Source organism: Pseudomonas nitroreducens TX1, from assembly GCF_000313755.1.
GTDB classification, from domain to species: Bacteria; Pseudomonadota; Gammaproteobacteria; order Pseudomonadales; family Pseudomonadaceae; genus Pseudomonas; species Pseudomonas nitroreducens_A.
Genome location: NZ_AMZB01000121.1, coordinates 180,630 through 200,749 on the forward strand (window position 1 = coordinate 180,630; position 20,120 = coordinate 200,749).

A 20,120-nucleotide genomic window follows, 5' to 3' on the forward strand; every position below is an offset into this window, starting at 1 on the left:
TGCCAGAACCCGGCAGGTAAAATGATCGCCGGAGCGCATCCTCTCCCACAAAGACGTCGCGCCAGCTAGTTGGATGACTTCAGTCCAGGAAGCGCCGGATCTGCGCCCACTCGTGATGCTTCTCCCTTGGCAAAGTCAGGTCCTGAGCTTCGGACTGAATCAGCTTGCCGTCGCGCATCACCAGGTCCATGCGACCGGCCAGCGCCTCAAGCAGTACATCGTGGAGGTTGCGCAGGTGAAGCGCCTCGTCCTCATCCCCATGAAGCACCGCTTTTTCACAGAGGCGCACGAAGAGCATCGCGCTGGCGACCAGTGAGAGGGCCTCCAGGCTGATCTCAAGGTCCTGCTGGCATCCGTAGCATGCCGCCACGACTTGCTGCTGATCCGGCAGCACCATGGCCACCGCTCCGTTGGTGTACTCCCTCAGCTCCCACATTCCGCCGGCGAAGCGGCCTCCCATCACGCTGTTCATCACGGTGTAGAGGTTGTTCGCGTAGTTCGCGCTTTGGCGACCGATCTTCAGGTGCAGAAAGTCGGAGGCCTGTTCGTTGGGGATGATCCGGTAATTGGACATGTCGATTCCTTGGTGAAGAGTGGCCCGGGCCGACCAGGGCCTTGCCGTCAGAACACGATCTGATGGGTCCCGATGCGCTTGGCCGAGACGACAAAGCAGGAAGCGTGGTTTTTGCTGAGGGGGTCAGGGTCTACGCCGGCGGATACACACAGCTTGCGAAGCGCTGCCTCGACGGCAATCCGCTCGTCCAGGGCGAGGATGTGCAGGACCTCGTTTTGGCTCTTCGAGGTGAGCCTGCAGGTGACCGCGTAGAGGTCCCCGAAACTGTCGATGACCTCGACGTCACAGCCATCGACATCCAGCCCGTTCACGACCGGCCTGAAGGACGCATTGAGGTCAGCTGCCAGCTTCTCGATGTAGCTTTGGTCTCCGCTGGTGACCACCACTGCCTGTTGATCATCACCAGAGGGAGCTAAGCAGAGCTCCCAGGTCACTCCCAGCCATTCACCGGCCTCGGAAGCCTTGTCATAGAAGGGATAGTGTTCCGCCGGCAGCTGATCGACTTTCGCCAGCTCATAGACCAGGACGTGCTCGTCGTCGGAGTAGACCGCCAGGCCGGGGGCCAGGCCAACGTCGTGCTGGATGCTCTCCAGCAGCTCCAGGTCCTGGGCGGGGTGGAGCATGCGGTGAATGATGTTGCTTGAGGCGAGATCATCACCCATTGCCAGCTTGAAGGCTTTGCGGGTGAAGGCTTGGTTGTAGGACATGATGGACCTGCGCGGTTGGCTTGATGGGCCTATTACATCTGGGCAGGTGGTGTGCCAGAACCGGTCGGGAAATGGGAACCACGCTTTGGATGGAGCCCGGTCCGCTGTCGAAATAGCCTCTTGTACAACGGCTGGTGCGCGGTGTACCGGCCAAGCGCGTTTGGGGGCCGAGATGGCGAAACCAGAAGTTGACTGGTTGGTGACAGTAAATGGCGTGGAAGTGGGGAAGGTGAACCACGAAGTGATGGAGGCAATCCGTCAGGCTGTGCGAAATAACCGGGGCACGTACCTCGCCCAACTGGCAGAGTTGTTCAAGGCGTCGATGCGGATCGCGATGCAGACCTGCAAGCTTGGCCCCGCCGTGACCCTGATGCAGGTGGCGTTTGTGACGATGGCTTCTCCGCTCCAGCTCGACCTGCTCTTTCTGAACCAGGCCCCCCACTTTGTAGTCGCAACCTTCGTCACTCTTGGCTACATGACTTCGGGGGTGGCAATTCTCGGGATGCTTGCGTTTGGCAATCAGTTCGGGTTCCAGGACCAACGAACCGTTCGAGAGATCCGTGCTGTGCGGCGTTACCTGGGCGTTCCTGCGGATGGCGAAGTGCTGCTGGAGCCGGTACCGCGACATCCTGAACCGCCAGCACGGGACTGGAAACAGATCATCCGTGATCGGGTACAGGTAGCGGTAAAGCGCGTTCTGCAGGCTGGGTTGAAGCGACGGGCGGCGGAGGAGGGATGAGGGCCGCGATGGGCCGGGTGTCCACCTGGCCCATGTCATCCCTAGGCATCAGGAAATCCTGACCAGGTATCCGGTCAGGGCGTTGTCGATGCAGGTTGTCTGTGTGTTGCCGGCGGCCAGAAAACACCCAGCCTTTCCATCTGGAGCTGCAGTAGGACCCAGCTTGACCCGGAGGAATCCATCACCGAATTCCGGACGAAACCGCTGCACCCAATCGCTACGGTCCTGGTCAGTGAGTTTTGGCCCCAGGGCCAGGTCAGAACAGCAGTTCACCACTTTCTCCTAATAGCTGGGCAAATTGTCTGGCTTCCAGGAGTTCGGCCTCAGACCAAGCGACCATACCTACAACCTCGCATTGCTCGATCGGTGCAATCGCACCTGCAATTCCGGTGAGGCTGAGGTGGGTTGCATCTGCGCGGACGCACCATTGCAACCTGGTGCCATCCCTTTCCCGGCAGGAATCGAACAGGATCTCCGCGATGAAGTCGTTACCGAAGTCGGGCTTTTTCTCGACCCGCCGCATGTAGCCGGAAACTCGATACCTGCCGGGTTCGGTTCCAAAGCTGTTGGTACCGTAGTGGACTATCGCGCCCACTTCGGGGGCAAGGATTGCTGTTGTTTGAGGCATGGAAGCGGCTCTATTGAAGATTTCCGCCATGCTCACGTGGAACTGATCGTGACACCACCCGCGCCTGCGAGCTTACTCAGGAGAGCTTGGATCGACTCCCTGGCAGTGTCTTCAGCCTGTTCCAGCGCATCCTTGTGGCCCTGCTGGTACGCCGAGCGCAGGTTCTTCGCGTTGAACTCCGGGTCAGACCGTAATCCACGGATCGAGTTGCATAGGTCCTTACTGAAGGCCTCGAGCAGGGCGAGTACCTCGGGCGTGGGTGACGCTGGCGACTGACGAAGATGCTCGCTTTCCATGGCAATCCTCTCGGGAGCACGACAGGCAATGGTCGGTAGGCGGGGCTCTGCCCCACCTACCTATTTCAAGCTGTGATGGCGCCGTTGAAAAGCGAAAACGGGGGGCTAAATTCCCGCGATCAGGCCGCTTCGGTTGGCCGTTGCGCGTGAAGATGCTTGATAGTGGCGCTCTTTCGGGGTGTGAGAGCACGAATACGGGTCGAGAGGGCATCGCCCTTGTCGACGTTGTAGGTCGCAGCGAACGCGAAGGAGACCATCCCGGTCAGGCCGATGTATTCGAGGATCTGCGCTGGCGCGTTGTACCCCAGGACACCGAAGCCGATTGCTGTTCCAGTCAACAGGAAAGAAAGGATGTCGACCTTCGAACGTTGAACCTTGAGGTCTTCAAGGGATGCGGAAGGCTTGGTCGGTGTGGTTGGGGTTGCGTCCATTCAGTGGCTCAGTCCGTCAGGGGGATGGGAAGAAGTACCGGATATCCTCGAGCCCGGCTTTGTGCATCTCGGCCATGTAACTGAACCAGAAATCCTGAAGATTTAGGTTCACCGCTGCCGAAAATTCTGGCGGTACCCTGGTATCGCACATGACGCTGGTGCCAGAGATGGAGAAGTACAGCCTGCAGGCCATAGGGCGGATCGCGTAGATCGAGCAACTACTGTCCTTCAGGAACGGGCAGGGCTGGCGGAAATACTGCTTCGCCAGCGTTTCCGTGTCATCAGCAGCTTCCGTCGGTGAAGGGGCGCGCTTGCGGCCGGTGGCTTCAGCAATGATGTCGGCCTCGATCTCATTGATCGCAACCGAGATGTGGCAGCAGTGGCTGCAGGACTTCTGGCAAGCCGCGTGGGGTGCAATTGCGCTAGCAATGCGATCGCCGAGCTTGCGGAGCCGGATGTACTTTGCCTTGAGACTTCCCTTCTGTTCCCCGATCTCAGCCGCCATCTCGCCCACGTTGGTGATCCACGGAGCATCCTGGGCGATACGGAAAGCATTTTCTTGAGCAACAGCTTCTAGGAGCTCGCGTTTCGGCAAGGTGCTCAGGTCGATCGCGGGAATCAGGTCGGTCATGGCCAGGCTGAACAGGGTACAGGGGACGGCAATCATACCCTCAGTGCTGCTGACTTCCAGAGGGGACCGAGCACTGCTCGAGGTACTTTTCAGGCGGAATCCCAGTGAGTGCGGAGAAGGTCGTTTCGATGACCACCAGCTGCCGCCTCCAGCTCGCCAATGAGAATTCCAGGTCATGCAGGCCCGGGGTCCGCATTAGAGCCGCCTGGTCAAGTTCAATGAAGGTGAGCACCCGTTCCCTGGAGCGGAGAAGCTTTTCGATCTGATTCAAGTCTTGCATTGCGGGTTCGTTCCCTGGTGAAGAGGCTCCGAGTGTTGGAGGTGCTGAAAATCCAGCAGGAAACGGGCCAGCGGTTTTTGGCCCGTTGTTGGGTGGCGGTGAGCGGTCCCTGATTATTGGGGTTGAAGCATGGCGCGCTTGTCTGCCACTACCTACAGCAGAACAGGGCACGCTGCCGTGATAGGTCTGGCCGTCATTTGAAGACGTCCTCAGGGTTCCCAGCGATGATTGGTAGCACGCTGCCCTCCTGACGCACCTTGGCAATGGCGAGATCTTCATAGCCCCAGATGTTGGAACGGTCGCTGATCCGCTGCGGGCCCAGGGAGGAGATCCAGATTTGCCGGCCGGTCATGACGTAGTCGCGCATGTCCTCGACCAACTGTCGGAGCGTGCCCCCGTGCGTGAAGCCTCTCCAGGCATTCCCGAAGGTGGCGGGGTGGGTATACACCCGAGCTTTGGAGTAGTGATCGTGGAACCACACCTTGCCCCGGTGATCCAGCTCCAGCCTGGCGGTGGTGTCGGATTTCTGGTCGTAGAAGAAGCGCCGGCCGTGCCGGGCGATCACTTGGATAAGTTGGTTTGCATGCTCCACGCGTTCGGCCTTGCTCATCTGTTCACCTCCTGTGGTGGGATTTGGGAGGTGACATCGTCAGCTTGGGGATAGCATGCCACCAGCATTTAGCCGATGAAGACTATGCCTATGGTGTGGGCATTCAAGCGAAGTCGGGGGGCTGTGTTTCTAAGTGGATAGCCGGCCAGCCGTAGTTTGAGGTCGGGACGCGGACACTTCAGTTTACTTTCTTCCAGCCATTAAAAAGCCCGCTTCCAAGACGCGGGCTTTTGCTTTGAGACTCCATCCACTCCTCACTCGGCTGTGGTGTCTCAGGCTGTAGGTTTCTTCTGCTCGGCCACGATGCGATCGAGGTCGCTGTACATGCGATCCAGGGCCCGCATTTCGTGTTCCCAGTAGGAGCGGTCGTCACGATCAGGGGCCAAGCTCACTGGCTCGAGCTCAATGAGACGCTCAAACGCGGCGCGCCAGCTTCGACGATGACTCAGCAGGTTGTCCGGAATCACCAGCACCCCATTCTTGATCTGGGACGCGAGATAGAGTGCGTTGGAGCCGACGGGCACTACCTGGCGGCCGTAATCCGTGAGAGTGCAGAACGAGGCATGATTGCCGCGACCGCACTTCGCCACAGGCTCCACACCTTGAATGGCCTCTGAGTCGGTTTCGCTGAGCTGGTACTGCAGTTGAGCCACTGAGTCACGAAGCTCCCGGATCTCCATTTCCATCCCGCCACACTGCAGGCGGAGGTCCGTATTCTCTTTCGCCACGGCGTCCCGCAAGTCGTCCGCCGGCAGGCAGTAGACGGTACGGGCTTCGTACCCCTTGGCTTGAGATCGCTCAGCCTCCTCTTTACTGCAGTCCTCCCAGGGTTCATCAGCGTCTTCGCGCCACTGGTGGATCGGCTGGGAGGAAGGCGTGCCGATGAGCGCCAGCAGCTCGGCTTCGCGTTGGTTCCAGAATGCCCGGTCGCTGTCATAGCGGTAGTCGGAGGTGGAAAGCTTCAGCTCTGCAGCGTAAACGGCCTTGGCGGCGTCTTCGTAGCGCACGTATTGGCCAGTGCTGGCGGCCGTAACCCCAGTGCCTCCTTCCACCAGGTCGAAGCGCTGGATGAGATCCAGGCTCGACGGGGCATCGTGGGCGAGCAGGTCGCCCGGACGTTCGGCGAAGGTGAGCAGATGCACGATCGCATGGTTGAACTCGTGATCGATGTCCGCGTCTTCACATTGGGTACCAGCGCTCAGGCACTCCTGCAGCATCTCAACCACTTCCTGACGCACTTTCGGGGACCACGCTCTCGAATCGGCCGCGAAGCGATTCGGTTTCGACTGGGTTGGTGCAATGGTGGTCATGCTGTGTGCTCCGCGACCTGGGCGAAGTGCTCTTCAGTCAAGACAACCGCCTGGACCTTTTCGATCAGGTAGAAGTCCGGTGGGCAGTGGCGCCGCGCCCACTCCTGCAATGGTTTCAGGAGCTCGCCCAGTTCGGCTTTGGCTTCTTCGCAGGGCTCGGGATAGCCGTCCACGTGCTCGCCGCAATCGCTACCCTCGGCCTCCTCCTGCATGTGCATCAGCAGGTCATCTACGTCGGGGAGAAAGCCAGCCGGGTCCGGATAGGACTTCTCGCCGCGGTAGACGGTCGCTCCCACCTTCAGGTGCTTATTGCCCTTGATGACGGCCGCAAGGGTCTGGTCGCTCCAGTCCTCACTATCGGTGCTCCAGGTTTCTTCGCCATCGCGGGGGTCACGGTACTTGTCAGTCATGGTCGATCAGATCTCCTTGGGAAGCTCGCCTGGCCAGTAGAACACCTGGACTAGCCGCGCCCTGTTCAAGTCTTAGGTCCTAAATTCAGGTTCAGCGCTGCAAGTTGTCGATCTCTTGCACGCCGAACTCCACCAGCTTGTTCTGGAGAGTCCTGGGCGCTACTTCACCGAGCTCATCCGGGTTGAAGATGGCAACGGCGAAGCCCTTGTCGCGAAGCATGCCAACGGTCTGGTGCGTGGTTTGAAGGCGTTCCGCAACCTGGATGCTGACGTGTTTGTTGTCGACCACCGCCGGGGTGTCGCCGGTGATGCCGCCATTGCCGATCATCGTGTCGATCGCATGGCTGAGTTGGGCTCCGAGCTGGCTCTCGGTAACGCGGGGGCTGCCACGCTCGCCGTCGTTGACGTCGACCGTGCCGCTGATCACAGCGATGAACTGGAGCTGGCGCACACCGGGGACGCCCTCCGGCACAGACACGGCGGCCGGCATGCTGGTGCTGGCGGAAATGGACACCAGGGTGTCATCGAGCAGGGACTGGATCTCGCCGTGGACCCATTGCCAGTAGCCGGAGATGGTCGCGTCGGCGCCTATGGCGGTGATCCAGTCCTCGCGGGTGAAGGTCGGATGCTGACCGCCCCCGGCCGGGCTGTATTTTGCCTGGAGCTGGTCGACGGTCAGGTTAATGTCCTGATTGGAGATGTTGTGCAGTTGCATGGAAGAGTGCCTCACCGGTTGTTGATGAGGCACATCTTCTGAGCGGCACAACGGTGCCAGAACCAGGGGAAGCAAATTCAGTTCAGGCCCGATTTTCCAGGCTAGAGATGGACGGGTAAGCCATAGGACGCCGGCACGAAATGACTCGACGATTGAGCTAATCACCGGCTGACCGGTTGATCAATTCACACGCTGATCAGCCAGGCGTTTTGGACATCCCGGCTGGGTAATACAGCCATTTTTGATGGGGCGCCGCGACCTGCTGAATGAGGATGCGAGTCCGTCGCTTGTCTAAAACTTTGACGGCGCCGAAGTGTTTTTGCGAAGGCTCCCGGAACCACAGTTGTTGGCCCTTGTGAATCTCGCGCATGCTCAGCGGCTTCTCGCCGGTTGATAGCAGTCCCGACAGCCTGTTCAAGCCTTCCTGGCTGGCCCTGATTTGGCGCAGGTCAATGTTGAACTTCATGCACTGGTCATGAAGCGCGGCCCTGATCTTCTCACCTTCTCCACTGGCATGGATGCGGTCGAGGATGGCGTAGAACTCCTGGTTGTGCACTGAACCATCGTAGCGGCGGCCCAGAATGACCTGGACAAAATGGCCAAACTCATGCGCCACGGTGTGAGCGAGGATGTTCAGCAGGGTCAACTCACCGCCGTAGTAGCCGCGCTCATGGAGTTCTCGGGAGGTGAGCCAATTACACATCGTCTCAGGATCAGACTTGCTGACCACCATTTGCTTGCCGTAAGTAATCGTCATGCTGGCGTCATTGGCAGTCGCACGCCGATGTTTGAGGTATGTGTGCTTACCGCTACCTACACGAAAATCCAGATCAGCCGAGGGGTTGTGCTTGGTTGCCCAACCTCTTCGGGGCTTCCACAGAACTTCATCTGTGACCGTGCACATTGCATTGGCGACAATACGGGGATTCATGCACGGATTCCTAGAACTCGATGCGTGTAGGAGCATCGACCAGTTTGAATCGGTACGAAATGACAGGGCCGCGCTCGATGCCTCCCCAGGCCACGATCTGCTCTGAGGGCTGGTCCGGCACTACCAACGTCCGCATAAGCAGAGTGAGTTCTTTCGCAGCATCCAGCAGCCACAGAGGCACGTAGTCCGGTTGAGGTCGGACAGCATCGACAAAGAGTAGGTAGGCGCGGTGAAGCTCGACGCTGTATGCGAGGCCGACATACTTTTGCCCGATCAGCCAGTGCATGCACACCAACTCGTAGCGCTCACTGTCCGCGCCGATACCATCCCCGAGGGCGTGCCGATACTCGGTCAGCATCGTCTCAGCTTCCGTCTGCGCGTCAGCCATCGGACTTTTGCCCTTGCCGCTGGAAGTGATGTTTCGCCGTTGGATGTCGGCGTCGAGATCCTCAGCGACTTTGATCCCCCATTCCACCCACTCCCGGCGCTGCCAGTAGCAGGGCTCATCATCAACCGGCGGCCTGACTTCGTACTGACGGCCGCGGTTAACTGAGCGCATTGCGCCGATCAGCTCCTTCACTTTCTCCCGCGAAACAAGCACCAGGTCGTTGCTCATTGTCCAAGTCTCCTTAGGGAGTGACTAGGATAACGACCGGCCGGGCTAACATCGGCCCAAAACGGGGGGCTCTGTTGCCGCGGCGGCTTGATTACGTGCGGAGGCCCGCCGCTTCGGGTCGGGAATGTCCCTCCATCCATTGGGCAGAAGGCAGCGCAAATCGTATCCAAGGACGAACAGACCAGCTTCGAATGCGTGGCACCGTTCGCCAATGTCCAGCTCCGATCCGCCGTACCAATTCGTTTCCTGAAGCACGGCCCGAATGATCCAGCCGAGGATCAGCTGGCGCTGGGCCCAAAGATGCGGTCTTTGATAGCTCAACTGGGGCGTGCCCTTGTAGCCCAAGCCGAGTAGTGCAGGGTTGCGGATATGCCGGAGGTGCTCGGCCTTCACATCTTCTAGGCCTGGTCCCCAAGCGAAGCACCGGTGGTTGGTACTGCCGACGCCCTCGCCTTCTGCCCGGTAGAGGTGATAGAGCATCGCGATCGCTGCACCGACACGGCCGTCATAGATCGGGGAACCATCCGGGCAAAGCAAGGCGTACACCTTCGTCAAGCCGGAGTTGAACATGTAGAAGACATTCATGCTCAGATCTCTTAGCTTCTGTTTGCCGGCAGGGTTCAGTAGTGCAGCACGAACAATGAGGTGCTCCACCAGCTTGTTCTTTAGCTGCAGCTCCTCCAGAACCTTCTTTGAGGTCTCGACGTTCCCCCAATCAAGAATCGCGGAGCAGACTTCTAGTGCTTTCAGGTCGTTCCCGGCTTGAACTGCAGCGCGAAGATCAGCTCGGTACCCTTTGAGCAGGGCGGAGACTGTTGCCCAATCTCCTTTCCATTGGTACTTCGCCGTGACCGCTTCAATCCCTTGGACGCTCTCGTCAATTTCCTGAGGGACGAAGGAGCTCCGCTGAAATTTCAGGTGCGCCTGAATGGTGGGGAGAGTCTTGATCAGCCAGGTGACGAATTGCTCGATGTCAGGCTGGGCGAGGAAGTCTGTTTGGTTGAAGTCCGATCGCCGTTTCATGTCCGCTCCTTGGATGAGAACCGGGGAGGGTACTCCCAAGCATGTCCTCCGGCGAGGGGCTTACGCCGTCGAAAGCCCCCACTTCGAATTGACTACGACGCCAGCGGCTGGCGCATTCGGCTCCAGTCGATGTGTTCGCCCTGGGCGTAGGCCTCTTTGATGCCCTCCACTGTGTAGGTGCAGTAGCCTTCAGCGAGGGTGTCTCGAACCTGAGCCTGGACACCTTCAGGGCCTACCGGTCCTTTGCTGGTTCTAAGCTCGGCCTGGCCGTCGTACATGGGACACTGCGATACAAGCGCCAGCGCGGCCGCCGGCGAAATACCATCCGCCTTCTGGCCAGACACAATGCTCAATACCGCCTGGTCGCGGAAGATGCAGACCGCGCTCCGAGAACTGAGGAGCAATTCAAACGCCCGCATTTTCGCGCGGGAGGTCTGCATCTCAGACGATCCTCCATGCTCGAGCTTCGCAGTGGACACGGCACGGCGGTATTCCAGGGCCGAGAGGCCAGAGAAGAGAAACTCGGCGGCAATCGCATAGCCGGCCGCCAGGCGCGGGTTCCGGTCGCAGGTCTTGTAGGAGAGTAGAAGCACCGCCCGGTAGCCGCGCCGCGGAGAGGTGATTTCGCAGATTTCGGCACGTACCCGGAAGTCGCGGGTCATGCCGAGCTCATGGTAGAGGTGGAAGCCGGTGTTGATGTTCAGCTGGTTGATCATGGTGGATGGGCCCTGTGCCTCTTGAAGTTGAGGCTATCGTCAGGTCCATCTAGGCGTGCCACCACCAGCCGGCAGTCAATACCACTCTGTGGTGCCGTCCTTCTGCCGGCGCTCGCCGGAGTGTGCTTCTCGGTGCCAACCTTCGGGGCGGGTTTCGTAATCGTCCCAGTCGTCCAGGGCGCATAACGTGGCCATCCGGTCGCTATAGCACCAGCGACGGGAATAACTCTGACGGGTGAGGTCGGCAATGATCGCGTAGGTAAACATGAACTTCATGACACCGGCGACCCGACCGCAAGGGAAGCGCTTCGCTTCGAGCAGGAAGCCAGTGGCTTTCATCCCCTCGATCTCGGCATCGGTAGGAGGCGGCAGGATGGTGGGGTGACTCCCCAGCACGTTTGTTGGCTGTACTCTCATTGAAGTCAGAGACCCAAACCGAGCGCCCGGCGCGCTACCTGCAGGCCACACCCGGTCTCCGCGCGATACTTCCGGATGGCCTGAATCGCTTGTCCGGCCTCAATTAGCTTCTTGCACTCGTCCATCAGGGCGGCGGGGATTGTCATTCCATTGGGGCCGATGGTGTCCATGTTGTAGTCCTCAATCTGGAGTTGGTTTCGACCTTGAATGGCCGTCAGAGGATTTGAAAGCTCGGTGGAGTGTGCCACCAGCGCCGATGGCAGGTATCCGCAAGAGATGCGCTGGAAAAAGTCAGGCCTTTAGGCGGCCTCGGCGTCGGTGATGTCTTTGCACTTCCGAGCAGCTACTGCCAGCTTGCGCTCGATGCTGGCGCCGTTGGAGTCGGCCCAGTCCTTGAAGCTGAGTTCAGGGTCAAGGCGACCCATGACCTTCGCAGCGGCCGCGCAGGCCTTCAGTGATTTCTCGTACGCAGGGAGAGGGATGCACTGTAGATCTTCCTGGCCGGCACGAAACACACTCAAGCGGGAGGTGCGCCGAGGGGAATCTTCCTGCTCACGTTCGCTGACTACACGGCAGCGGCGGGCGGCGTCGGCAAGCGCTCGTTCGATGCTATAGCCGGTGGAGCCTTCCTCCCAGTCCTTGAAGGCCAGGGTCGGGTCGATCCGCTTGAAGGCATCCAAGGCCGAAGAGCAGGCTTCAACGCTCAATTCGAAGTCATCGGCGGAAACGCACGTGATATCAGCTGCGCCCGTACTGACTTCGATGCGGCGAGCTTTCGCAACTTTACGGACCATTTAGTTCCCTCTTACTCGACCTGGGTCGCTTGGTTGGTGAAAACCAAAGCCTCGGTGGTCACAAGGCGTTCTGCTTCCTGATAATGATCACCGGCCAGGCGGTACTCGGCACAGATCGACGCGAGCTCTTCGAGCTTGGTCCCATCCCCTAGCACCCCCGTGTTTTGCCAGGAAAGTAGCTCCCCCGCCAATTGGCGCACGTGCAGCTTCGCCATGTCCATGGCTCGCCGGCGGCTCTCTTGATAGAGGGATTCGCACAGGTCATTGAGAATGATCTCGCTCTCCAGACGTGCGAACTTACGGCCGTTGAAAACCGCCAGAATATCGTCTGAGCTGGGCATCGTTCCCTTGTTGATGTTTACCAAGCACATACCGGAAATGCCGGCAGTCCCGTTCAGAAATGCCACCTTAGCGAGGATATCGCAGCCCTCGTAAACCTCGGTGAGCATCGTGTAGGCGAAGCGGTGGCCCACCAGTGGGGCCTTAATCGAGTGGAAAATGCTGATGTGCATGCCTTTCTCCTTGATGGGCCATGCCAGGCCCGGATTATCGCCTACGGGGTGCCTTGAACGCCTGTGCTTTCTGGTCAAACTCATCGCATGCAGCTGCATCCGCAGGGGAGTAGGGATACTCATCCCACCCGCCTGGATTGGCCCCGTTCCAACTTTCTTCCGCTGCTTCGAGTGTCAAGTGACCGGTGGAGACCCAGTTGAAGTCCTCACCGTATTCCACATCCCACTCCGGGTCGAAGTCATCATCGTCAGTATCGACCTCCCAGAATTCGTAGAAGGCGCGGTTCCATGTGCCGTCTTTTGACTGCCATCTTTTTCCGGTTGAACGACATAGGGCAGGCTCCGGGTCATAGGGTACGGTGGACTTGGAACGCCGGCGCGGCCAGCTTTTGGCCTTCCGGGACGGGAGTGGCAGACAAGTCGCCCCGGTTGCAACTGATCTTCACCAGTGCTCCAACCTGATCCTGGGCATAGACCGAGTGCCCAGACGACATAGCGGCCACGAAGCGCATGTTGCCGGTGAGCAGGCGATAACCGAGGGCGGTGAGCTGTTCGAGGTGGGAGGGCTTGGCACTCATGGGATTCTCCTGGCAAGTTCTCGTTTCTGATGTGGCCATGTTCGAGCCGTACCGTATGTGCCACCACCAGGCCCAAGATGGATTTTTCGTCTGGAGCTGGTTGGGTTTTCAGGCTTGAGGTGCGAAGTTGAAGCGGGAGGAGCGCCGCCCGCTGTTTCGGCGGACGACGCTGCAGGCTCAGATGAGGACTTCGTGGATGCCGTTGTGAGTGCAGGCCTCGGCTTTGTAGCCGGCGGCAAGGAGTGCTTTAACCAGAGCGCTTGCGTTGGAAGGGGTGTTCACCTGAATCGTCGCTCGCTTGACGGCGGTTTGCACCCTCACTTTTTGCAGCGTAATGCCCAGCACCTTGCAGGCCGATTCGATGCACTGCGGGAACTCAGGACTCTGAGCGGGCTTGTCGATCAGCTTGGTAGCTTCTGCGATCTGGTATTGCTTGACGGCGCCGTCGAAGTCCACCGGTGTATCGAACGGCACGTTGTAGAGTTCGAGCGGAACGTGCCCCGCCCAGGTGGATTCGAAAGCATTCGGGACGTCCTCTCCGAAGACACTCCAGACGACAGCCAGGCAGTAGCCGTGAAGGGGATCAGCAACACAGAAAGACGGGTAGGTCACCACGGCGTCGGTGAAGGCCTGCCGAGTTGCAGACTTTTTCGGCAGGGTCACAAGCCAGTAGCCATTTCCGGCATCCTGAGTTGAGAGGCGCAGTCGGATAACCTCCGGCCAGATGTCATTGAGCTGGGTGAGCGGGCTGAATGATCTGCCGCGATAACGGATTTCGCCTTCCCAGAAGTCGAAGGGGGCCCAGTCTTGATCTTCACTGAAGTTGCCCAGCGCCAGCGCGACGTAGAAGTTGAGAAGGTTTCCCCTAAGAGCCACGGTTTTCATGGGTGCATCCAAGTTCGTTGAGATGCACCCATGATCAGAGCCGATCGGGTGTGCCAGAACCAGGTCATCTGGTCTGTTGGCAAAAAGGGTGGCGCGGTTTCTGAGGTCCGAATATCCGGTATCAACCAGGGCGCCGATGGCCGTTAGACGACTTCAGCAACCAGATACTGAGATTCGGATTCGAATAGGCCAACGACAATATCACGCCCTTCCCGAGCCATCCGGTGGGCATCGATGTAGTAGCCGAAGCGCTGAGCCATGCCCGGGTTTTGGGACCATGACCTCGTAATTACATCAGCGCCTTCGCTGCAGTCGACCAGAAACTCATCGGTGTCGGGCTGGTGTACGAGGAACCCCAGGAATGGCGAGCCAGTTGGTATACCGAGTTCGTCCCGGATGTCATCAAGAGTCCGCTCTACGAGGCCCAACTCAGCGGCCGCTTTGTGCTTCGCCGCGATTGACTGGGCTACGCGTTCTTCCAGGGTGCCGCGGTTCTTGGCTTGTCCCATCAGATTCACTCCTTGTCTCTGAGATGTATTTGAGCTTGCGGGGTCGAGCCCGCAGTCACTTCGCTGCCTTATCGATCGCGAAGCCTTCCCTCACCCACGTATAGATTCGGTACAGGGAAGAGGGGACAAAGTAGGTGACGAGGGCTATGGCCGCCACGATGACCCACCCCCCAGGTTTGATGCGCATGAAACCTTCCGTTTCGATGGCAACCCAAAGCACCCAGCATGCGGCTACTACGATCCCCAGAATAAGGCAGACTCGGCGCACCCCTTCAGGTAGTCGTTTCATTATCCAATCCTCGTCCTTGATTTTTCCTTCGGGTGTCGCCGCCCTATAGGGACCGGGTTGGGCTCGTGTTTCAGATTCTAACTGAGTTGTCGGACCTGCACCCTAGCCCTACCAAACCAACCCCTCTCGGCTCTGGGAGTCGGAATGGCCACTCTGCCTGGCGGTTGAGCTGGTTGCCGGTATATTGAGACTCAAAGCCTACTGATTCAGGTAATGCAATGGTCAAGATCTACGTCGACGCGCGCGAAATCGCCTCGCGCATCCCAGATGCCCTGCGTGAGCTGGGGGCAGAGGTGGAGATCGTAAACTTGGAGGTGGGCGACTACGTCCTGAGTGCAGACCTGGTCGTGGAAAGAAAGACTGCCTCAGACTTTTGCATCAGCGTCACGGATGGCAGGTTCATCAACCAATCCTCAAAAATGGACCTGAACTTCAAGCGCAAGCTCTGGCTGATCGAAGGGGATGTTTTTGCGGTGCGAAGCAAGATCGCGCCCGAAGCTCTGGAGGGAGCCCTGAGCTACCTCGCCGTTGTCCTGCAACAAACGGTGCTTTGGTACAAGGGCAGCAACAGGGCCGCGGCGATGATCTACAGGCTCGCCAAGCATGAGCAAGACGGCCTGGGATACATCCCGGCAGCGCGCAAGGGCAAAGTACCCGCCGGCGTCGGCCAGTCTCTGTTCACCCTGGAAGGACTCAACGGCTGTGGCCCGGTCGCCGCGCGCAAATTGCTCGATCACTTCCGCTCCGTGCATGCGGTAATGAACGCCTCGGTTGAGGAGCTGTGCGCAGTGAAGGGCATCGGCCCAAAGAAGGCCCAGGCCATACACGACGGGATTCACTTCCAGGTTCCGGAGGGCGAGTCGATTGAGGACCAACCATCGTTGCTGGCCGATCCCCCGGCCACCGAGCCACTGGTCTGATGAGGTCCTGACCCCGAAAGCAAAAGGCCCCGCATCGCGGGGCCTTTCTTTTGGGGCAGTTGGAATTACACGTCTTCCCCGGTGACGAAACCCGTGAAGAACTCCAGCCACAGCCCGGCGTTGTCGTCGCCCAGCACCAGGGGATAGTGCTCGGGGTTCTCCGCATGCGAATTGCGATATTTGGCAGCGAAAGCCTCAAGGTCCTGCTTCATCTCTTCTACAAACTGGTCGAGGCTCTGTGCCATGTTGGTACCTGTTGTCCTTCGGGAGTCATCGCCAGGTTCAGCTGGCGCTGGGGTGCATGGGAGAGTGGCCTGCTGACACCTGCCGGCGCGATGTGCCGCCGCTGCGAGGGCGCGTCTTGCGCTGTCCCAGCCTCATCCTGAGGCCGTATCCGCGGTCGGGGCTACCGGGTTCCGGTCAAGCCACTCTCTCATGCAATCAGTTCTGTGGGGCAGAGTTGGTTTGTTGTTCGATCTCCTTTAAGAATTCCTTGGCCATTGCAATAGAGTCCTCTGCCGCAACTCCAGCGGTCACCCCCTCATGAAGGTGCCTCCTACCTTGGTTTGATTTTGCCATTGCCGAATTAGACCGGGTAGCCTCGATCAGGGCTTGTTCCGCCTCCTGCACAGCAGCTTTGGCGTTACTTTCCTGTCTCGTGCCCAATGTCTCTTCCGCTGCTTGCTCGGCACGTTTGAGGACCTTGCGCGCGCGCTCCGCTAGATCATCCGTAGGTTCGTGAAACGGTTGCCCTCTGAGTGAGCGTGCTCTCTCAATAATGTCGGTCACTCAGGTGCTCCTACGAATAGCGGCAGGCTCAGCTGCCAGTTGTCCAGCGCCTCTTCGAAGATCTTCGCTGCTTCCTCGTCGTCGGAGTCACAGCCGCGGCCGGCACCCAGCGCCTCGGCGTTCATCTGCTTCAAAGCTTCCTCGCCGGCGTTGGTACCGCTCATCCTGTCGAGCGCCAGCCAGGCCTCAAGGTCCTGATCAGCAAGGTACCGGTAGGGGGCGACCACCAGGCCGCAGGAGAAGGTGAAATCCTCGTTCTGGATCAGCGCGCGGCAGTTACGATCGTCGCCCAAGGCCATGCCCAGGTCGCAGACCTGAGCGACACAGCAAAGCCCGCAGCCGTTGCAGGGATCACCCTCCACCGGTTTATCCAGGACCACGGCCTCGATCAGTTGCCAGCGCATCGGCGATTCGAATCCTCAGTGCGGGAACCATAGGGAGAAGATGACCATTATGGGCAAAATCCCGAAAGTGGTGGATGTCATCGACACTGCATCGACGTCCTTGGGAAGCTGGGTCAAATTCAATCCGTCTTTTACGACTACAAGGCAAAAGGCATTCAGCAGGACCAGGACGGCCAAGACCAGGCCGCCGGCAGCAACCCACCGGAACTGTGCCTCCCCAAGGCTGACTCCCCGGCTATAGGCGACAGTGCCTTCGAGGACGGGAGGATCGAACGCTTGGAAGTCACCAGTCAAAGCGAGCGTGACCAACGCGAAACAGCAGAAGGCCGAGATCAGCAGTCCTGAGATGGCCAGGCCGAGAGCCGGGGCAGAAACGGGTAGCTTCATCTTGAACAACCTTGAGGTTGCAGTGTGTGGGGGCATGGGAGAGTGGCCGGCACTGCCAGGCACTCTCCGATACCCCCCGGAAGGGGTAACGGGCCTGCTGCGGGGAACCCGGCAGGCGCGGGTGATGATTTAGCTGGGAATGGCCTGCAGCTCGTTGAGCTTGGCCACCTCCTTGTCGATCGACTTTCCGTTCTTCTTCCGCCAGGCAATTTTCATCTTGTAGAGATCGATCAAGCCGGCGTGGGTGCAGCGGTAGTAGTCGCCGGAATCATCGGAGCCGCATTTTTCGAGATGGCCCAGGGCGACCCGTTCCTCGACGATTCCGTCCAGATCGCTGAACCGAGCGGCCTCCATCGGTGCGACGTGTAGTGGACGCTCCAGGCTGGCCAGCCAGAGGACCTTTTCAGCGTTGAATTTGGCCATTAATCGTCTCCTGGGCCTGAGGGTTATGCCGGGGTGCAGTGGAGCGTCACCACTTCTCGACCAGTTCGCCGTTCACTGCGATGCGCCAGGTGTAGCGCTGGCCATGACTCTCATGGTCGGGAGAGCAGCTGTAGGTGACGCTACCGTTCCGGTTCAAGCTGCGTGGTTTGGTCATGCGTCCACAGATCGGGCACTCGAGGGACGGATAGTCGTTCTTGGTTTCAACCGCAGTGGTCATCGCTTACTCCGTATCAGCCAGAGGGGTTGGCTCTTTCGCTTCGGCCAGCCACTGACGGAGGGTACCGACGAAGACGCCGGGCTTGTCTTCCTCCTGCCAGGGCTTGTCGAGCAGGTCGCCTACAACTTCGACGCACTCGTCGATCTCGTCTTCTTCAACTTCATGGATGTCGCGGTGCAGCTGGCGCGCTTCCGTCTCGTCGCCGGCGGCGTAGTAACAGGTGTCGTTGATCAGGTAACAGCGTAGGGCCAGGGTCTTCACGACCGGCTGACCATCCAGCGTCAGTTGTTCCATCTTGGTTCTCCCTTTGGTCGCCCCTCTTGGAGCGCAGCAGACTCTCTGTGGCGTATCACTGAAGCCCGGTGATGATTGCTCGGGCTCCGCCGTGCCAGAACCAGCCCGGAGGCGAAGCGGCGCAGTTCATGCCTTGCCGTTCGTAGCTGCAGCCTTGAGCAGGTCTTCTGCGAGCAGGTACAGAACAGACTCTGCAATGCCGCTGGCACCGGTCCTCGATGCTGCATAGCCCGCACCATTGACCTGATGCTGGATAACGATGCGTTCGCCGGTGCGTTCGATGAGCCAGTTTTGCGGGAGCTCTCCGCGGCGGGAGGCCATTGCGGCTACGGCTGCATCTCGTTCTCGTTGATACGAGTCGGCAAGCGTTTTGTTTGCCATCGCCAGGCGTTCAAGATTGGTAGCCCGGATCTCCAGCGCCGAGGTATCGACCTTGTACTGATCGGCGGTTACCAACTCCACCACAACGTCATCGGTGGTGGTCACGCGCTCACCCTGCAGGCGCTCTACTGCCTTGGTGTCGAGTTGGATGTCGTTGTCGCCGTACTCGGAACCGTCGATGCCGCCCAGCAGGAGCGAGGCCACAACTTCGGGTTTGGGTGCATCCTTCATCGCGTCAACGCGGGACTGATCCGCTGCCGGAATGGTCTTGTCGAGCAAGATGTCCTGAGACTTCGCCCAGGTGTACTCGATATAACCATCGGTCGTACGACACTCGATCATCCCGAAGCTGACGATCGGGTTGCGCGTATGCCTGGCCAGGGGGATACCCGCATTGATGAGCAGCTCCCTGGTCGGTTCGTGGTAGTTCAGCAGGCTGCTACAGCCGGTGGGCTCGTTATCGGGATGCTTGATACGGACTGTGAGTTTCTGGGGTCTGCCGGCGTGCGCAATGGCCTCGAGGTCGGGGATTCTGGCCCGGGCTTCGTCACGGGTTGCATCGGCCTGTGCTTCCGTCAGTGCGCTTGCCAGCATCCGAATGCACTGCTCCTCGTCTGCAATGAGGGCCATCTCTTCAAACAGCGTGCGAGCCATCGCGATGTTGCGGTCAGCGTCGTCGCAGGGCTGCTCTTCACCACACTCACGCTGGTACTGCGCATACTCCTTGGCATTGCACTTGGGGCAGGGAATGTCGCCGCCCTTGAGCAGGGGGCCGCCTGGCTCGTCGCAGCTGTCCTCGTCCCACAGATAACCCTCGTGGCACTGGGCGTCCGGGTAGACTGCGCCAAAATGAGTGCCACGATATTCGCAACCGAGCTCCGGCTTGGGTTTCGCAAGCGTGGGGGCATCCAACATATGGAGCCGCGCCAGCGCTTCGGCGACGTTGGGACCGTGGTCGTAATGCACGACGCCACCAATAGCGATCTCCACGTCGTTCATGGCCGGGCTGAACTTCACGGGTACCACCGTCTTCTGAATGTCTTCTTGAGGGGGCGGGGCGGTGTTGGTCATCTTGGTTTCCTGGGTTTCGGGGCGAACAGAAGGTGCTCCAAGTTCGATCACTCGAACTGGAGTGCCTCAAGCGGAAGGAGACCAACGAGAACGCCCATGCCTTCGTGAGCTGCTCCGCTGGGGTGGTAATTCGAGTTGTTCTTGGTTCGGGCGTCCTGCTGCCCGGCTTGGTAGCCGTTGACGTAGGTGCTGCGCAGAAGCTCGTAGATCGCTGTGCGAACTTGGTCGCTAGCCTGAGAGTCACTGCAGACGGGCCGGCGCTTCTTCGCGAACGTGTTCCAGAGACTGATCAGGCCAGGCTCGGTGAAGGTCGAGACAGACTTTTTGCAGCTTGGGCAGGCGGCCTTGAGGAATTTGCCGAGGCTATTGCTCTCATGGGTGACAACAGGAGGGCACTGTTCACCACAGCGGCACAGGTTGTAGGTCTGCGTAGCGGTGAGAACCGCGATCTCTGCCTGTGCTGCGGACAGCTCCTGCTCGGCCTTGTGAAGACGAGCTTCCAGGTCGGCAAGGGTGGTCTGGGTGGTGGCAGACTCCGGGGAGGGGGAGGCTTGTTCCTGCTTTTTACTCATCTGGTCGGTTCCTGTGACTGAGGTTGATGTGGTCTGGTGC

General features: G+C 59.4%; 34 protein-coding genes. 2 read left to right on the forward strand and 32 right to left on the reverse strand.

What is annotated here, in order from left to right; all coding sequences use genetic code 11:
• Positions 1-79: 79 nt before the first annotated feature.
• The gene (locus C167_RS0119350; RefSeq protein WP_017519946.1) at positions 80-574 is read right to left on the reverse strand and encodes a hypothetical protein; all 495 of its coding nucleotides are present in this window, start codon (positions 572-574) and stop codon (positions 80-82) included.
• Between the two features lie 47 nt (positions 575-621).
• Positions 622-1,281: a hypothetical protein gene (locus C167_RS0119355; RefSeq protein ID WP_017519947.1), complete on the reverse strand. Its 660-nt coding sequence runs from the start codon at positions 1,279-1,281 to the stop codon at positions 622-624.
• Positions 1,282-1,453: 172 nt separating this feature from the next.
• Between C167_RS0119355 and C167_RS0119360 the strand changes: the two genes are divergently transcribed.
• The gene (locus C167_RS0119360) at positions 1,454-2,020 is read left to right on the forward strand and encodes a hypothetical protein (protein ID WP_017519948.1); all 567 of its coding nucleotides are present in this window, start codon (positions 1,454-1,456) and stop codon (positions 2,018-2,020) included.
• 256 nt (positions 2,021-2,276) lie between these two features.
• Here C167_RS0119360 and C167_RS0119365 read toward each other — a convergent pair whose 3' ends face one another.
• From C167_RS0119365 to C167_RS34575, 21 genes are all read right to left on the reverse strand, one after another.
• Positions 2,277-2,684, reverse strand: coding sequence for a hypothetical protein (locus C167_RS0119365; RefSeq protein WP_200860168.1), 408 nt, complete (start codon positions 2,682-2,684; stop codon positions 2,277-2,279).
• Positions 2,681-2,944: a hypothetical protein gene (locus tag C167_RS0119370; protein ID WP_017519950.1), complete on the reverse strand. Its 264-nt coding sequence runs from the start codon at positions 2,942-2,944 to the stop codon at positions 2,681-2,683. Before C167_RS0119370 ends, C167_RS0119365 begins: the two co-directional genes overlap by 4 nt.
• Positions 2,945-3,063: 119 nt before the next feature.
• Positions 3,064-3,375, reverse strand: coding sequence for a hypothetical protein (locus C167_RS0119375; RefSeq protein WP_017519951.1), 312 nt, complete (start codon positions 3,373-3,375; stop codon positions 3,064-3,066).
• 16 nt (positions 3,376-3,391) lie between these two features.
• Entirely contained in the window at positions 3,392-4,006 is a 615-nt protein-coding gene (locus C167_RS0119380; RefSeq protein WP_037006249.1) for a YkgJ family cysteine cluster protein, read from the reverse strand.
• 40 nt (positions 4,007-4,046) lie between these two features.
• Positions 4,047-4,286 carry a hypothetical protein gene (locus C167_RS0119385; RefSeq protein ID WP_017519953.1) on the reverse strand — a complete coding sequence of 80 codons (240 nt, stop codon included), beginning with the start codon at positions 4,284-4,286 and terminating at the stop codon, positions 4,047-4,049.
• 193 nt (positions 4,287-4,479) lie between these two features.
• Positions 4,480-4,896 carry a hypothetical protein gene (locus tag C167_RS0119390; protein WP_017519954.1) on the reverse strand — a complete coding sequence of 139 codons (417 nt, stop codon included), beginning with the start codon at positions 4,894-4,896 and terminating at the stop codon, positions 4,480-4,482.
• A gap of 272 nt (positions 4,897-5,168) precedes the next feature.
• A complete protein-coding gene (locus C167_RS0119395) occupies positions 5,169-6,206 on the reverse strand; it encodes a hypothetical protein (protein ID WP_235154339.1) in 1,038 nt (345 codons plus the stop codon).
• Complete coding sequence (locus C167_RS0119400; RefSeq protein WP_017519956.1) at positions 6,203-6,616, reverse strand: hypothetical protein; 414 nt, start codon at positions 6,614-6,616, stop codon at positions 6,203-6,205. The genes C167_RS0119395 and C167_RS0119400 overlap by 4 nt, the downstream gene beginning before the upstream one ends.
• A 91-nt stretch (positions 6,617-6,707) precedes the next feature.
• On the reverse strand, positions 6,708-7,331 hold the full coding sequence (locus C167_RS0119405; protein WP_017519957.1) for a hypothetical protein: 624 nt from the start codon (positions 7,329-7,331) through the stop codon (positions 6,708-6,710).
• Positions 7,332-7,527: 196 nt separating this feature from the next.
• Positions 7,528-8,262, reverse strand: coding sequence for a hypothetical protein (locus C167_RS32755; protein ID WP_037006229.1), 735 nt, complete (start codon positions 8,260-8,262; stop codon positions 7,528-7,530).
• A 10-nt stretch (positions 8,263-8,272) separates the two neighbouring features.
• Positions 8,273-8,878, reverse strand: a complete 606-nt coding sequence (locus C167_RS0119415; protein WP_017519959.1) for a hypothetical protein — start codon at positions 8,876-8,878, stop codon at positions 8,273-8,275.
• Between the two features lie 45 nt (positions 8,879-8,923).
• Positions 8,924-9,901, reverse strand: a complete 978-nt coding sequence (locus C167_RS0119420) for a hypothetical protein (protein WP_017519960.1) — start codon at positions 9,899-9,901, stop codon at positions 8,924-8,926.
• A gap of 92 nt (positions 9,902-9,993) precedes the next feature.
• Positions 9,994-10,617 (reverse strand): hypothetical protein, encoded by a 624-nt coding sequence (locus C167_RS0119425; protein WP_017519961.1) that lies wholly within the window; start codon positions 10,615-10,617, stop codon positions 9,994-9,996.
• Positions 10,618-10,692: 75 nt separating this feature from the next.
• Positions 10,693-10,956, reverse strand: a complete 264-nt coding sequence (locus C167_RS0119430) for a hypothetical protein (RefSeq protein ID WP_235154340.1) — start codon at positions 10,954-10,956, stop codon at positions 10,693-10,695.
• Positions 10,957-11,039: 83 nt separating this feature from the next.
• On the reverse strand, positions 11,040-11,204 hold the full coding sequence (locus C167_RS34885; protein WP_017519963.1) for a hypothetical protein: 165 nt from the start codon (positions 11,202-11,204) through the stop codon (positions 11,040-11,042).
• A 129-nt stretch (positions 11,205-11,333) separates the two neighbouring features.
• Positions 11,334-11,828 (reverse strand): hypothetical protein, encoded by a 495-nt coding sequence (locus C167_RS0119440; RefSeq protein WP_017519964.1) that lies wholly within the window; start codon positions 11,826-11,828, stop codon positions 11,334-11,336.
• An 11-nt stretch (positions 11,829-11,839) separates the two neighbouring features.
• Positions 11,840-12,340 (reverse strand): hypothetical protein, encoded by a 501-nt coding sequence (locus C167_RS0119445; RefSeq protein WP_017519965.1) that lies wholly within the window; start codon positions 12,338-12,340, stop codon positions 11,840-11,842.
• A gap of 347 nt (positions 12,341-12,687) precedes the next feature.
• On the reverse strand, positions 12,688-12,918 hold the full coding sequence (locus C167_RS0119450) for a hypothetical protein (protein ID WP_017519966.1): 231 nt from the start codon (positions 12,916-12,918) through the stop codon (positions 12,688-12,690).
• A 177-nt stretch (positions 12,919-13,095) separates the two neighbouring features.
• Complete coding sequence (locus tag C167_RS0119455) at positions 13,096-13,803, reverse strand: hypothetical protein (RefSeq protein ID WP_017519967.1); 708 nt, start codon at positions 13,801-13,803, stop codon at positions 13,096-13,098.
• Between the two features lie 143 nt (positions 13,804-13,946).
• Complete coding sequence (locus C167_RS0119460) at positions 13,947-14,312, reverse strand: hypothetical protein (RefSeq protein ID WP_017519968.1); 366 nt, start codon at positions 14,310-14,312, stop codon at positions 13,947-13,949.
• Between the two features lie 55 nt (positions 14,313-14,367).
• Positions 14,368-14,601 carry a hypothetical protein gene (locus tag C167_RS34575; protein WP_017519969.1) on the reverse strand — a complete coding sequence of 78 codons (234 nt, stop codon included), beginning with the start codon at positions 14,599-14,601 and terminating at the stop codon, positions 14,368-14,370.
• A 218-nt stretch (positions 14,602-14,819) separates the two neighbouring features.
• Between C167_RS34575 and C167_RS0119470 the strand changes: the two genes are divergently transcribed.
• Positions 14,820-15,521, forward strand: coding sequence for an ERCC4 domain-containing protein (locus tag C167_RS0119470; RefSeq protein WP_017519970.1), 702 nt, complete (start codon positions 14,820-14,822; stop codon positions 15,519-15,521).
• Between the two features lie 65 nt (positions 15,522-15,586).
• Here the strand turns inward: C167_RS0119470 and C167_RS0119475 are convergent, their stop codons facing one another.
• The 9 genes from C167_RS0119475 to C167_RS32770 form a co-directional block, all read right to left on the reverse strand.
• Entirely contained in the window at positions 15,587-15,766 is a 180-nt protein-coding gene (locus tag C167_RS0119475) for a hypothetical protein (RefSeq protein WP_017519971.1), read from the reverse strand.
• Positions 15,767-15,962: 196 nt separating this feature from the next.
• The gene (locus C167_RS0119480) at positions 15,963-16,310 is read right to left on the reverse strand and encodes a hypothetical protein (RefSeq protein ID WP_017519972.1); all 348 of its coding nucleotides are present in this window, start codon (positions 16,308-16,310) and stop codon (positions 15,963-15,965) included.
• On the reverse strand, positions 16,307-16,714 hold the full coding sequence (locus tag C167_RS33355; RefSeq protein ID WP_017519973.1) for a hypothetical protein: 408 nt from the start codon (positions 16,712-16,714) through the stop codon (positions 16,307-16,309). Before C167_RS33355 ends, C167_RS0119480 begins: the two co-directional genes overlap by 4 nt.
• Positions 16,715-16,729: 15 nt before the next feature.
• On the reverse strand, positions 16,730-17,101 hold the full coding sequence (locus C167_RS0119490; RefSeq protein WP_017519974.1) for a hypothetical protein: 372 nt from the start codon (positions 17,099-17,101) through the stop codon (positions 16,730-16,732).
• 129 nt (positions 17,102-17,230) lie between these two features.
• Positions 17,231-17,524 carry a hypothetical protein gene (locus tag C167_RS0119495; RefSeq protein WP_017519975.1) on the reverse strand — a complete coding sequence of 98 codons (294 nt, stop codon included), beginning with the start codon at positions 17,522-17,524 and terminating at the stop codon, positions 17,231-17,233.
• Positions 17,525-17,570: 46 nt separating this feature from the next.
• Entirely contained in the window at positions 17,571-17,762 is a 192-nt protein-coding gene (locus tag C167_RS0119500; protein WP_017519976.1) for a hypothetical protein, read from the reverse strand.
• A 3-nt stretch (positions 17,763-17,765) separates the two neighbouring features.
• A complete protein-coding gene (locus C167_RS0119505; RefSeq protein ID WP_017519977.1) occupies positions 17,766-18,056 on the reverse strand; it encodes a hypothetical protein in 291 nt (96 codons plus the stop codon).
• 126 nt (positions 18,057-18,182) lie between these two features.
• The gene (locus tag C167_RS34890; protein WP_017519978.1) at positions 18,183-19,508 is read right to left on the reverse strand and encodes a hypothetical protein; all 1,326 of its coding nucleotides are present in this window, start codon (positions 19,506-19,508) and stop codon (positions 18,183-18,185) included.
• Between the two features lie 47 nt (positions 19,509-19,555).
• Positions 19,556-20,080, reverse strand: a complete 525-nt coding sequence (locus tag C167_RS32770) for a hypothetical protein (RefSeq protein WP_017519979.1) — start codon at positions 20,078-20,080, stop codon at positions 19,556-19,558.
• Positions 20,081-20,120 lie beyond the last annotated feature (40 nt).